This window comes from Stenotrophomonas sp. STEN020, assembly GCF_056760195.1.
Genome location: NZ_JBRREI010000053.1, coordinates 18,308 through 31,301, shown reverse-complemented (window position 1 = coordinate 31,301; position 12,994 = coordinate 18,308). Strand labels below are relative to the sequence as shown.

Annotated in this window: 8 protein-coding genes and 1 pseudogene; 4 read left to right on the top strand and 5 right to left on the bottom strand. The window is 61.9% G+C overall.

The features are described 5' to 3' along the window. Window positions 1-161 precede the first annotated feature (161 nt). Window positions 162-1,217, bottom strand: coding sequence for a 23S rRNA (cytidine(2498)-2'-O)-methyltransferase RlmM (rlmM, locus tag ACVOLZ_RS18025; RefSeq protein WP_481517313.1), 1,056 nt, complete (start codon window positions 1,215-1,217; stop codon window positions 162-164). Window positions 1,218-1,380: 163 nt separating this feature from the next. Then, the gene (locus tag ACVOLZ_RS18020; RefSeq protein WP_481517312.1) at window positions 1,381-1,941 is read right to left on the bottom strand and encodes a nucleoside deaminase; all 561 of its coding nucleotides are present in this window, start codon (window positions 1,939-1,941) and stop codon (window positions 1,381-1,383) included. A 493-nt stretch (window positions 1,942-2,434) separates the two neighbouring features. On the opposite strand from ACVOLZ_RS18020, the gene hemA reads away from it, so the two are divergent. From hemA to ACVOLZ_RS18000, 4 genes are all read left to right on the top strand, one after another. Continuing rightward, entirely contained in the window at window positions 2,435-3,661 is a 1,227-nt protein-coding gene (gene hemA / locus ACVOLZ_RS18015) for a 5-aminolevulinate synthase (protein ID WP_481517311.1), read from the top strand. A 166-nt stretch (window positions 3,662-3,827) separates the two neighbouring features. Then, window positions 3,828-4,901 (top strand): Gfo/Idh/MocA family oxidoreductase, encoded by a 1,074-nt coding sequence (locus ACVOLZ_RS18010; protein ID WP_481517310.1) that lies wholly within the window; start codon window positions 3,828-3,830, stop codon window positions 4,899-4,901. A 35-nt stretch (window positions 4,902-4,936) separates the two neighbouring features. After that, window positions 4,937-6,781 carry an asparagine synthase (glutamine-hydrolyzing) gene (gene asnB / locus ACVOLZ_RS18005; RefSeq protein ID WP_481517309.1) on the top strand — a complete coding sequence of 615 codons (1,845 nt, stop codon included), beginning with the start codon at window positions 4,937-4,939 and terminating at the stop codon, window positions 6,779-6,781. Between the two features lie 69 nt (window positions 6,782-6,850). Further along, the gene (locus ACVOLZ_RS18000) at window positions 6,851-8,044 is read left to right on the top strand and encodes an MFS transporter (protein WP_481517308.1); all 1,194 of its coding nucleotides are present in this window, start codon (window positions 6,851-6,853) and stop codon (window positions 8,042-8,044) included. 299 nt (window positions 8,045-8,343) lie between these two features. Here ACVOLZ_RS18000 and ACVOLZ_RS17995 read toward each other — a convergent pair whose 3' ends face one another. The 3 genes and pseudogenes from ACVOLZ_RS17995 to ACVOLZ_RS17985 form a co-directional block, all read right to left on the bottom strand. Beyond that, window positions 8,344-10,620: a TonB-dependent receptor gene (locus tag ACVOLZ_RS17995; protein ID WP_481517307.1), complete on the bottom strand. Its 2,277-nt coding sequence runs from the start codon at window positions 10,618-10,620 to the stop codon at window positions 8,344-8,346. Between the two features lie 247 nt (window positions 10,621-10,867). Continuing rightward, the gene (gene phbB / locus ACVOLZ_RS17990; RefSeq protein ID WP_481517306.1) at window positions 10,868-11,608 is read right to left on the bottom strand and encodes an acetoacetyl-CoA reductase; all 741 of its coding nucleotides are present in this window, start codon (window positions 11,606-11,608) and stop codon (window positions 10,868-10,870) included. Between the two features lie 31 nt (window positions 11,609-11,639). Continuing rightward, window positions 11,640-12,989 (bottom strand): annotated as a pseudogene (locus ACVOLZ_RS17985) (CitMHS family transporter); the annotation flags it as partial. Between the last annotated feature and the right edge of the window lie 5 nt (window positions 12,990-12,994).

Genomic DNA, 12,994 nt, shown 5'->3' with positions numbered 1-12,994 from the left:
CTCGCGCTCCGGGGAGGCCGGCCCGGTCCCCGCCGCCCCTTCCGCCCCTTTCCCATTCGCCCCCCCCCCCCCCCCCCCCCCCCCCCCCCACTACAGGGAATTCTCCAGCTGAAAGCGCCGGCAGAAGCTGCCCTCTCCCACTTCCCAGGAGAGGGCTTCAATCAAAGGCCCTTGGCCCTTGGGGTCACAAATACCGTGATTTCCTCGCGGTCGTGATACAGCTGCTTGGCGCGGATCGTCAGCGGCTTGTCGGCCTTTTCGGCAAACAGATCCAGGCACAGGCGCGTCTCATCCCAGCGCTTTTTCATCGGCAGCTTGAGGTTGAAGATGGCGTGCTTGCACCAGCCTTCGCGCAGCCAGGTGCCCATGCGCTCGGCAACGCGGCGTGGCTGTTCGACCATGTCGCAGACCATCCAGTCCAGCGGGGTTTCCGGCTGCCAATGGAAACCATCGGCACGCAGATGTTCGACCAGACCGGTATCCAGCACATGCTGGCGCAGCGGGCCGTTGTCGATGCTGTTCACGCGCAGATGCTGACGGGTCAGCACCCAGGTCCAACCGCCGGGCGCAGCGCCCAGATCGGCAGCGCGCATGCCCGGCACCACCAGCGCTTCACGCTCTTCCGGCGTGAGCAGGGTCATGAAGGCTTCTTCCAGCTTCAAGGCTGAACGCGAGGGCGCATCCGGCAGCAGCTTCAAACGCGGAATGCCCAGCAGCCACGGTGCGCTGTCGCGGGTGTCGGAGACGCAGACGAAGGCATGCGTGCCATCGACGAACACCACATGCAGGCGCGGCAGCTTGCCGTTGGGTTTGTCGGTGAGCAGGCCGCCTTTGCGCAGCGCCGGGCGCAGCGCATTGCCGAAGGCGCGGGCCAGGCCGGCCAGCGGCTTACCGGCGTCCGAGTCGGGGTGCTCAACCCACAGATCACCAAACCGCTGCTGGCCTTCCAGCGCGGCGATGATCGGAGTGATGCGATCCGTGGCATCGAGCTGCGGCAACTCGGCCAGAATCCGCAGCTTCTGGCGGGCGAAGATCAGCTCGCGCCAGGGCAGGCGCTGGTCCAGCGTTTCGGCCTCGTCGGTGACGAACACCACGTAGCCATCGTTGCGCTGGGTGCGGGCGTAACCGGCAATGCCGGCGTGACCCGCGCGATCGTTCAATTCGCCGGCCAGTTCCGGTTCAAAGCCTTGGCGGCAGTAGCAGAGCAGGCCGGTCATGGAAATCCTTGGTTTGTTGCGGGTGGGCTTCCTTCTCCCACCGGGAGAAGGGGCCTCGTAGGGGCGGATGAGGGGCGGCGAAGACTTGCGCAGCTCAGATCATGCGGCCTGCTGGACCCTCACCCCAACCCCTCTCCCGCAGGCGGGAGAGGGGCCTGGAGAATCAGTAGCGTGCGCCGTCGTTCTTGCCGTAGCTGTGCAGCACGGCGCGGGCGTCGTCGCGGTTGATGCCCTGTACGACCTCGATGCCACGCTTGTTCAGCTCGCCGGCCCAATCGGCGGGCAGCGGACCTTCGTCAAACGGTGTGAGTTCTTCCACGTCGGCGGCGCAGGCGCCGATCAGCAGGCGGTCGATACCGGCCCAGACGGTGGCGCCATAGCACTGACAGCAGGGCTGTGAGGACGTAGCCAGGGTGATCGGCGACAGCAGCGCGTTCAGGCGCGGGGTGTTGAGCTTCTGCTGGGCCAGCATATAGGCCATGTTTTCAGCATGTGCCAACGAGGTGGCGTGCGGCACCACGCGGTTGACCGCGGCGACGATCACCTTGTGGTCCGGGCCGAATACTACCGCGCCGAATGGGCCGCCACTGGCATGTTCAACGTTCAGGCGCGACAGCTCGATGGCCAGCGCCACCTTGTCCGCATCGCTGGTATAGGCGCGGTCGCAATCGACGGCGTCGTGGATCCAGACGGGGAGGGTGAGGTGAACCTGAGCGTGCAGCATGGCGATGACCGGCGTTATGGAAAAAACGTTGCCCAGTTTAGCGGACTGGGGCGGCGCCTGAGCGTATCCGCAGGGATTGTTCATTTGTGAGCGTGGCGGCTGAAATCCGGCGCGGCCAGCGTCAGGCGACATTGTGTGCTCGTCGTGCTGCGGGCGGCCTGGACTGCCGACTTGGCGAGGGGGCGATATGGATGGATCTGCAAGGCCATGGAGCGCATCCCGTCGAGGGCAGGGGCCGCTCACTCACGAGTACGGACACAAGAACCGAGGGAACAGGAAGCCTCGGGTCCTGCGTTCTCAGGCTGCAGCCATCACGCAAGCCGAGAAGCTTTGTCCATGCCCTCCAATGGCGCCAATTGACAGCCTATGTGTCCAGTTTGGGAGGGTTGCGAGCGTTGCCAACAATCTGTAACAGCCCGCTGCGAAGGTCGATGAAAAGGCCTGCGATGCTCTTCGAATCGCGATCGGACGCGTGGAAACAGGAGGATTTTGCATGTACCAGCGCTTGTTGAACGAGAAGTTGGTTGGCTTGAAGGAATCCGGGCAATACCGGACCTTCGTGACGTTGAGCAGGATATGCGGACAGTATCCACTGGCGCAGCTGGAGGCGGGAGACCAGCGACAAGTAGTCGTGTGGTGCAGCAACGACTACCTGGGCATGTCCCAGCATCCCGCCGTTCGCCAAGCAATGCACGAAGCGATAGACACCTATGGTGCCGGATCAGGCGGTTCCCGCAACATTGGGGGAACTCACAGGCTGTGTAACCAGTTGGAGCGCAGCCTGGCCGACTGGCATGGCAAAGACGCGGCCTTGGTTTTTCCGACAGGCTTCAGCTCGAATGATGCGACGTTGCAATGTTTGCTCCGACAAATCCCGGATTGCGTAGTGATCAGTGATGAAAGGAATCATGCGTCGATCATCAACGGCATCCGTTCGACGTCCTGCGTGCGTAGGGTTTTCCGCCACAATGACGTGGTTCAGCTGGAGGAAATACTTGCTCAGTACCCGAGTGAGCGACCGAAAATCGTCGTGTTCGAGTCGGTGTACTCCATGGACGGGGATGTGGCGCCTATTGCGGAGATCGTGGCGCTGGCCCGTCGCTACAAGGCGTTTACCTACCTCGACGAGGTACACGCAGTAGGGATCTATGGCCCGGATGGTGCTGGAATGGCTGCGCACCTGGGCATCGCTGATCAGGTGGACCTTATCCAGGGCACCATGGCCAAGGCGGTCGGAGTGATTGGTGGCTACATTGCAGGCGCGCAATGGTTGGTCGATGCTGTTCGTTCGTTCGCCGCAGGGTTCATCTTCACCACCGCGCTGCCGCCGACAGTGGTAGCTGGTTGTCTTGCCAGTGTGGAGCACCTGCGCGCACAGGCGAGTGAACGGAACAGGCTGCATACGCAGACCCAGCGTCTGCGCCAGTCGTTGGCTGCGCTGCGCATTCCGGTAATGGCGTGCTCCACAACGCACGTGTTGCCGGTGCTTGTTGGTGACGCGGTCAAGTCCAAGGAAATGGCGGAGCGTCTGCTGCGCATGCACCGCATCTATCTACCCCCGATCAATTTTCCGTCGGTTGCCGTGGGTAGTGAACGTTTCCGCGTCAATGCCACACCAAACCATACTGATGCACATATCGACCAGCTTGCGAAAGCACTGGACGAGGTCTTTACCCACTTCAGCGTTTCTCGGTGTTCCTCCGGCACTGCCCTGATCTAACAGGAGCCTGATCTGAACATCGGATGGCGCTGGGTGTAACAACTCTCCGTGTCGTCCGATATCGGTGCGCTGGTGCTGCCGCGCAATTATCTGTTGGAAAGTGATTGCGCAAGCCGGGCCCGGTACCTGGTGCGGGAAACATGCTGAGACGTTCAGAGGATCGGTCATGAAACTGCTGATTGTTGGACTCGGCTACGCAGGAAAGCGCTACCAACGCGCTTTCCAACACTTGGCTTGCGCAGGAAGTTTCCCGCTCGATGTTGCCTATGTGTCACGCAATCAACGCATCGGTGAAGCGGCGGCTTACTACCCGGAGGTGGCACAAGCACTTACCCGGTTCTGCCCCGATGTAGTGGTAGTCAGTGTCAACGATGGTGGGCACATCGGGATCCTGCGTGAATTGGACGGTTACAGGGGCTTTGTGCTCTGCGAGAATCCGTTGGCGTCGCCGGGTGACGACTGGTCTGGTGCGTGTGCCGGGCTGTATCGGGTGCAAGGGTTCGCGCTGGACTTGGTGGAGCGCTACTCCGAGGCGAGCCAGCTGCTGAGAGAGCGGGTGTTGCTGCAGGAGTGGTCGCTGATACGCGCCAGTTTTCACTGGGGAAAGGATCGTCTGAACGACTATCGACCAACGTGCGGTGTAAGCAGCGAGGTTGTCCATCCGCTGGATCTGGTGCAGTGGATCGGGGCGCCGAGTGAAACGCTGCAGGTGCTGCAGGCGATAGGTATCGGTTCTGACTTTTCGCTGTCCGGCGCGGAAGTGCCTGACACGGTATTGCTCACCGCCACCTTGGGCGAAGCGGTCGTCGCAGGTTACAGCAGCTTCGTGAACATCCAGCGGCAGCGCACCGTGGATTTCTCGTTCGCAGACCCCGCCGGGAGGATCTTCCACGCGCGCATTGTCTACGACACCCCTGGCTGGGATCACGATGAGCTGCGGGTTTGGAGGCACGATGGCAATGGAAATGAGGAATTGGTTGACGGCTTCGTCACCACTCCCGGCGGCGCGGGGCTGGAGACGCTGCTCAAGTTGTCCCGGTTGTGCAAGGACGTCACGCGCGTGGCAGTGCTGGGAGAGACACCCCGGCAGACATTTGCCGGCCTTGATGAGGCGATGGGCTTGCAGCGTCTGCTCGATGGTATTGGTGCGCAGCTCGGCAGGATGCCGCTTGCTCGGTACATGCGTGGCCAAGCGCGGCAGCTTATCCCTGCAAGCGCGGACCTTGAGAAATTGGGTTGAGGATTCCACCAATTCTGGAGTGAACCATGTGCGGAATGACGGGCTGGCTCGCCTTCAACGATGAGCAGGTGGCGCGGCGGGACATAGTGCAGGCCATGACTGACACCTTGGCTGCGAGAGGGCCAGATGCGCAAGGTATTTGGATCGAGGGCCCGATCGCCTTGGGGCACCGGCGTCTATCGATAATCGACCTGGATGGTGGGGGCCAGCCGATGCTCGCTGAGCATGACGGCCAGCACGCCTCGGCAGTCATCAGTTACACCGGGGAGGTCTACAACTTCCAGGAACTGCGTGGCGAGCTTGTGGCGTGCGGTCACCACTTTGATACCCGTAGTGACACCGAGGTGGTACTGCGCGCCTATCTGGAATGGGGGGAAGCCTTCACCCAACGGCTCAATGGCATGTATGCCTTCGCCATCTGGAACCGTGTGAAGCAGCAATTGTTACTGGTCCGCGATCGTATGGGCGTCAAGCCGCTGTACTACTTTCAGACCGACGATGGCGTGGTGTTCGGCTCGGAACCCAAGGCCCTCCTTGCCAATCCGAAGGTTCCGCGCAAGGTGGATGCCGATGGGCTTCGCGAATTGCTTGAGATGGTCAAAACGCCAGGACAAGCGATTTTCGCCGGTATGCGTGAGGTACTGCCCGGCGAGCTGGTGATGGTCAGCCGCGCAGGCCTGTCGCGGCACCGGTATTGGTCTTTGCAGGCCCGCGAGCATGGGCATACCTTGGATCAGACCATCCGGCACACGCGTGATTTGCTGGAGGACATCATCGAGCGACAGATCATCGCAGACGTTCCGCTGTGCAGTCTGCTGTCCGGCGGCCTGGATTCTTCGATCATCACCGCACTGGCGTCCAAGAAGCTGTTGGCTGCCGGCAAAGACAACATCCGCTCTTTCTCCGTGGATTTCAGTGATCACGGTGCTGGCTTTGTTGCCGATCCGGTACGCGGAACCGCCGACGCCCCCTTTGTGCGAGACCTGGTGCAGCACATTGGCTCTGCTCATGGGCAGATCGTTCTGAACAGCCGCGAGCTCGCCGAGCCGGAGTTGCGTGCCAAAGTCATTCGGGCGCTTGATCTCCCCCCGGCGTTCTGGGGCGACATGTGGCCCTCGCTGTACCGCTTGTTCCAAGAGGTTTGTCGGCACTCCACGGTGGCCCTGTCCGGCGAGTCGGCGGACGAGGTATTCGGTGGCTATCGCTGGTTCCACGACGCCGAAGCGATCGCTGCCGAGACCTATCCGTGGCTTGCTTCGGTTACCGGCAAGTATTTTGATGGCAAAACCCTGTTCGCTCAGGACTTGTTGGACAGGCTGCAGATGGGTGTTTTCCTGCGCGACAGCTACAGCCAGGCGTTGGCAGGAGCATCGACGCTGGCAGGTGAGAACGCCACCAATCGGCGCATGCGGCAGATGAGCTATCTGAACCTGACCCGCTTCGTACAGACGCTTCTGGACCGGAAGGACCGCATGAGCATGGCGGTAGGCTTGGAGGTGTGCGTGCCGTTCTGCGATCACCGCTTGGTTGAGTATGCTTTCAATATCCCTTGGGAGATGAAAGCCTTCGACGGGCGGGAGAAAAGCATCCTGCGTGCGGCCACGCATGACCTGCTGCCGGACAGTATCGCCGAGCGGGTAAAGAGCCCCTATCCGTCTACTCAGGACCCTGCCTACGAGCGCGGGCTGCGCGAGGCGTTGGTTGCGATTCTGGACGATCCTTCAGCACCGGTGTTGCCGCTGTTGGATAGGCGTCGCGCGCAACAGGCGTTGGCCAGGCCGCTTGGTGATCTGTCGCCCATGTATGACCGCATGGGGATGGAGATGGCTATCGGTTTGAATACCTGGCTGACCGAGTACGCGGTCGAGCTCACGCTTTGATGATTTCCATCGGGATCCAGCACGGCAAGTGCAGGTCAGAATTTTCTACGTTTCCTGGGGTCCAACGTCATGTCTCGCAACGAGCAATCTCCGGTTTATCTCATCGCGTTGGGTGCCTTCGCGTTGGGTATGGCTTCTTACGTAACGGCGGGCTTGCTACCGATGATCGAAGGGGCTTTCGCCGTGCCGGTCTCGCTGGCTGCGCAACTGGTCACCGCCTTCACCCTTGCCTATGGCCTGGGCTCTCCGTTGATTGTTGCACTGCTGCCGGCCCATCGTCAGCGTGAGGGTTTGCTGTGCGCGCTGGGCCTGTTTGTACTTGCAAACGCCGCCAGCGCCTTGATGACCGATTTCAGGTTGTTGCTGGTGTGCCGGGCGGTCGCCGGGATTGGAGCCGGTGTGTATCTGGCCATGGGCATCGCTGCGTCGGCGGCACTGTCGGCACAAAAGAAACGTGGCCAAGCCGTCGCTGTGATAATGGGCGGGATGGCCAGCGGCACCGTGTTGGGAGTGCCACTGAGCCTGCTGCTGGCTGAGCGTATGGGGTGGGCTTCGGCGCTATGGTTGGTAACTGCGCTGGGTGCGATCGCCCTGGCGGGCCTGTTGCTGCGACTACCGGCGTTGCCGAGTGCGGTGGTGGTGCCGCTCCAACGCAAGCTGGCGCTGTTGGCCGACCGTCATGTGATCGCGATCCTGCTTGTGTCGCTGTTGGCTGCCATTGCCAGTCTCGGGATGTATACCTTCATTGCGCCCCTTGTCGCCAATGGCAACCAGGGAATTTTCCGTTCAGTGACACCTTATTTGTGGGTTTGGGGTGTTGGTGGTGTGCTTGGCAGCTTCATGGTTGGTTCGCTTGTTGACCGCATCAAGGGGCCAGTGTTGACCATGTGGATCATGTTGGTCCTGGCCGTGGCGCTGTTTCTGTTGCCAGTTACCATCGCCACGGGTGCCGGGTTGGTGATGTTGCCGATCGCAGCCTGGGGTGCGGTGGGATGGGCACTGCAGGTGCCGCAGAACAACGAGCTGATAAAGGTGCGCGAGCGGCAGGGAGACGGCAATCTGGCCGTGGCACTCAACGAATCCGCTCTGTACCTGGGCAGTGCCATTGGTGCCGCATTGGGGGGCCTGCTCTTGCTTCAGCAATGGCAGGCCGGGGCGATTGCCTATGGTGCAAGCGCGGTGGCGGTGCTCGGTATGGTCGCGCAATGGTGGATCCTTCGCAGGATTCGAGGCGAGCGGCGCGGGCCCGGAGGGGCGAACTGAAACGTGGCGCGGTTGATTTGTGGCGTGCCCCGGATCGTAGTCGCCAATGCCCGTCACTCCTGAGCAGCTACAACTCCGTAAGGAACGGCTTGTGCGGGTGTGGCGGGTCAAGTGGGCCATTCGTTCCAGTGCGGTCTTCGTGAGGCGACAAACAGTTGTTGCCGGTTGGCTGCCTGCGATCAACTTCCAACAACCCGGCGACAGGTCGTTTGCATTGCGGGCCCTTCTCATGGGCAGAAGACATCCGTTACTGCCAGGTCTGCTGAGATCGGGCCCGCATTGACAAAAGAGGCAGGTGGTTAGAACTCCGCGCCTACGGTCATGAAAATCTGCCGTGGGGCGCTGGCGTGGATCGAATAGCGGGTGCCGTTGGGGTCGGTCGGGGCGAACGAGCTGAGCTGGCCGGCGTAGCGTTTATTGGTCAGGTTGGTCACGTTCAAAGACACCTTGACGTTCTGCAAGCCCAGGCCAGGGCCGAAGCTGTAGCCGCCGCCTGCATCGAAAGTGGTCACGCCGGGCACAGACTGGTCATTGGTATAGGTGTAGTAGCGCTTGCCGGTGTACTTGCCGCGCAGGCTGGCGAACCAGCCATCACGGTTCCAGCTCAGTTCGCTGGAGGCCATGCGCTGTGGGGTATCGACGGTGATCTTGCCGGCGACCGGCACGATCGCGCCGCCGGAGACATAGTCGTCCTCGTAGGTGGTCTTGTTCCAGGACAGCGCGTTGTACCACTGCAGGCCTTGTGTCGGCTTGAGGATAAAGGTCAGTTCCGCGCCCTGGCTCTTCACCGAGCCGACGTTGATGAAACGGGTGATGCATTCCGGGCGCGTGCCAACTTCAATGCTGGTGCAAGGGTTGAGCGAGAGCAGGCGGTTGTCGAACATCACGTGGTACGCAGCCAGCGAGGCTTGGTACTTGCTGCCGAACGTGCGGAAGCCGGCCTCGAAGGTCTTGGACTTCTCCGGTTCCAGGCCGGCGCTGGCGGCAAACGACTCCGGCGAGACCTGGAGCGGGCCGCCGCTGCCACCACCGACGAAGGCGGCGATGTTCTCGGCATAGGAGGCAAACAGCTCGTTGTTGGCGTTGAGCTTGAAGCCCACACCCAGCTGCGGCAGCAGCGATTCCTTGGCGGTCAGCGTGCCTGATGCGAGCTTCTGCTCGGTGCCTGGCTTTGCGGTGGCACGCATGCGGGTGTTCGGGCTCTTGATGCCGACATCCACGGTCAGGCGCTGATCGAGGAAGCGCATGCGGTCCTGCACGTAGAACTGGCGGGTGCGGATGTCGAAGTCCTGGTCGAACAGACGACGGTCCGGGTTCTTCAAGTAGGTGTCGTCGAGAAACGGGCCGTCGATGTAGTAGAAGTTGCGCTCGACGTTGTGATCGTTCTGCTCGAACCACAGGCCGGCTTCCAGCTCATGGATGCCGACATTCCACGACAGCGCAGCAGTCAGGCCCTGACGATCAATCGTATAGTTGGTGCTGCGGATGGAGATCGGCAGCATGCGGTCGGTACCCGGATGCGAGGCTTGGCCCGGTGCCCACCAGTGGCCCTGGCCGCGATTGTCGTGGTGGTAGGCCAGTAGCTTGAGGGTGAGCTCGTCGCCGAGGTGCAGGCTGGCATCGAGCGAGTACAGATTGTCATCGCGCAAAGCACGGCTCTGGTAATAGGCATCGTCGATGCTGTTGACGCCGCCGCTGAAGGCGCAGCGCGTGGCATCGAAGGTCGCTGGCGCGCAGTAGGCGGCTGCCACTGCGCGGTCCCAGTCGGGTGCGTAGATATTCCAGTCATAGCCGAGCCCACGCTGCAGCATGCTCTTGGACAGATAGGCGTAGTTGGCCTGGCTTGCCCGCGAGGTGGCGACAAAGGCGCCGAAGCGGTGATCGCCCACATTCCACACCGCCTTGGCGTTGAACTGGCGGGTGGTCTGGTTCTGATGCGGTGCGGCCCACATGTCGGCATCCTGATGCACGCCGGAGACATAAGCCGAGAAACCATTCAGGTCGCCGGTATCCACGCGCAGGTAGCCACGGCGCTGGTTGTCATCACCGACGGTGACGCTTGCGCGGCCGCCGAACACGGTGGACGGGTCCTGCGAGAAGTATTGGATTGCCCCGCCGAGGTTGCTGGTCGAAGCCACGCCCAGCGAGCCGATGCCCTGTGACAACTCCGCGCCGCCCAGATTCTCGGCAATGATCGCGCGGGCGATGCTCAGGCCGTTGTAGTTGCCGTAGCTGTTGTCGCCGAGCGGGATGCCGTCGAGCGTATAGCCCAGGCGGGTCTTGTCGAAGCCGCGCAGGCTGATGGTCTGCGATTCTTCATTGGCACCGAAGGCGTCGTTCGACTGCACGGAGACACCGGGCAGACGATCAAGAATCTTCTGGCCGCTGCTGCCTGGCGGCAACACCTGCTTGTCGACCTCGCCGATGCGTTGCACCTGACGGGTCTGGCCTTGGCCGATCACCGAGATGGTATCCAGTGTCTGCGCGGAGGCGCCGCTGTCTGCAGCCGCTTCGGCGAAGGCCTGGTTTGTGCACAGGGCGAGAGTGATGGCGAAGCTGAGGCGTTGGAGATTCATTGTCTACCGGGTCCATGGAAAGGCCGGCGTGTACGCCGGTCCAAGAAGCCTGTCCGACGATTGTTAAAGCTCGTTTACGCAGACGCGGAACATTGCTGTTCCACGTTGTTTTGCGGACAGATGCGAGCAGAAGTGCGACGCAGTCGATATGAAATGCCGGACGTTCGACAGCAATGCTGCGCAGGCTTCCAAAAGAAAACGCCGCGACAAAGCGCGGCGTTGGTTGTTGCAGCCAGTGATTGCAACATCAACCCATGTACAGGCCACCGTTGACCGGATAGTCAGCGCCGGTGACATAGGCCGCATCATCGCTGGCCAGCCACGCGCACAGCGCAGCCACTTCCTCGGGCTTGCCGAGGCGACGGATCGGTACCGATGCCGCCAAGCGGTCCAATACATCGGGCGGGAAGCTGCTGATCGCCTGGCTGGCGATATAGCCTGGCGAAATGGTGTTGACGGTGACGCCGCGCGCTGCGACTTCCGCTGCCAGGGCGCGACTGAAGCCGTGCATCGCCGCCTTGGCGGTTGCGTAGTTGACCTGGCCGATCTGGCCTTTCTGCGCGCTGACCGAACCGATGTTGATGATGCGGCCCCAGTTCTGGTTGGTCATGCCATCGACCACCTGCTTGCTCAGGTTGAACAAGGTATTGAGGTTGGAGGCGATCACCACGTTCCAGTCCTCGCTGCTCATCTGCCGGAACAACATGTCGCGGCTGCCGCCGGAGTTGTTGACCAGCACATCCACTTCGCCCACTTCCGCACGCACCTTGGCGAACGCCGCGGCGGTGGAATCCCAGTCGGCGGCATTGCCTTCGGAGACGATGAAGTCGAAGCCGAGTTCGCGCTGCTCGCGGATCCAGTTGGCCTTGCGCGGTGAATCCGGTGCGCAGCCTGCGACCACGGTGTGGCCGGCGCGGGCCAGGGACTGGCAGATGGCAGTGCCGACACTGCCCATGCCACTGGTGACATAAGCGATACGTAGCGTCATGTTGCTCTCCAATGCGTCAGGTAGGTGCCGCTTACGCGGCCAGCGGATACAGGGCGAACAGCAGGCTGCCGGCCATCAGGATCAGTGAAATCAGTACGGCCCACTTCAGGGTGAACTTCTGGTGGTCGGCGAAATCGACCTTGGCCAGGCCAACCAGCAGATAGGTCGAGGGCACCAGCGGGCTGAGCAGATGCACCGGCTGACCAGCCAGCGAAGCGCGTGCCATTTCCACTGGGGTGATGCCGTAGTGGCCGGCCGCTTCGGACAGGATCGGCAGCACGCCAAAGTAGAAGGCGTCGTTGGACATGAAGAAAGTGAACGGCATCGATGCCACCGCGGTGATCACCGCCAGGTACGGGCCCCAGGCTTCCGGAATCACTGACAGGAAGCCGCGCGACATCGCCTCGACCATGCCGGTGTTGGACAGGATGCCGGTGAAGATGCCCGCGGCGAAGATCAGCGACACCACCGACAACGCATTGCCGGCGTGGTTGACCACGCGGCGGCGCTGCTCGGCCAGGTTCGGGTAGTTGATCATCAGCGCGATGGCGAAGCCGACCATGAACAGGATCGGCATCGGCAGCAGGCCGACCACAAGTGCTGCCATCAAGGCCAACGTCAGCACCAGGTTGACCCACAGCAGCTTGGGCCGCTTGGTGTCCTCGGCGTCTTCCACCGTCGGCAGTGCATCGCTGTCATCGGAGACGCTGGCGTCCATCCACGAGCCACCCTGCGGCAGGCTGACCACGCCCAGACGACGGCGTTCCTTCATGCCCAGGTACCAGGCCAGCACCAGAATGCCGATGCAGGCCAATACCATGGCCGGAATCAGCGGCACGAACACATCGGCCGGGTCCACATGCAAGGCAGTGGCTGCACGCGCGGTCGGGCCGCCCCATGGGGTGAGGTTCATCACGCCACCGGCGAGAATGGTTACGCAGGTCATGCTCAGCGCGTTCATGCCCAGCCGGCGGTACAGCGGCAGCATCGCCGACACGGTGATCATGTAGGTGGTGGAGCCGTCGCCGTCGAGCGAAATCAGCATGGCCAGCACCGCGGTGCCCATCACGATCTTGAGCGGATCGCCCTTGACGATGCGCAGGATGATGCGCACCAGTGGGTCGAACAGGCCGGCATCGATCATCACCCCGAAGTAGAGGATGGCGAACATCAGCATCACGCCGGTCGGGGCGATTTTCTTGATGCCGTCGAGCATCATGTCATCAAGGCCAGCACCGAAGCCGCCGATCAGGGCGAACACGATGGGTACGGTAATCAGGGCGACCAGCGGCGACAGTCGTTTGCTCATGATGAGATACATGAACGTCAGAACCATGCCGAAGCCGAGGATGGTCAGCATCATCTGCAGACTCCTGGAAGAGACAG

What these genes read in the sequence shown, in the direction of transcription:
- asnB (WP_481517309.1), top strand. Translation starts at nt 4,937, where the DNA reads ATGACGGGCTGGCTCGCCTTCAACGATGAGCAGGTGGCGCGGCGGGAC.
- hemA (WP_481517311.1), top strand. Translation starts at nt 2,435, where the DNA reads ATGTACCAGCGCTTGTTGAACGAGAAGTTGGTTGGCTTGAAGGAATCC.
- ACVOLZ_RS17995 (WP_481517307.1), bottom strand. Translation starts at nt 10,620, where the DNA reads ATGAATCTCCAACGCCTCAGCTTCGCCATCACTCTCGCCCTGTGCACA.
- ACVOLZ_RS18010 (WP_481517310.1), top strand. Translation starts at nt 3,828, where the DNA reads ATGAAACTGCTGATTGTTGGACTCGGCTACGCAGGAAAGCGCTACCAA.
- rlmM (WP_481517313.1), bottom strand. Translation starts at nt 1,217, where the DNA reads ATGACCGGCCTGCTCTGCTACTGCCGCCAAGGCTTTGAACCGGAACTG.
- ACVOLZ_RS18000 (WP_481517308.1), top strand. Translation starts at nt 6,851, where the DNA reads ATGTCTCGCAACGAGCAATCTCCGGTTTATCTCATCGCGTTGGGTGCC.
- phbB (WP_481517306.1), bottom strand. Translation starts at nt 11,608, where the DNA reads ATGACGCTACGTATCGCTTATGTCACCAGTGGCATGGGCAGTGTCGGC.
- ACVOLZ_RS18020 (WP_481517312.1), bottom strand. Translation starts at nt 1,941, where the DNA reads ATGCTGCACGCTCAGGTTCACCTCACCCTCCCCGTCTGGATCCACGAC.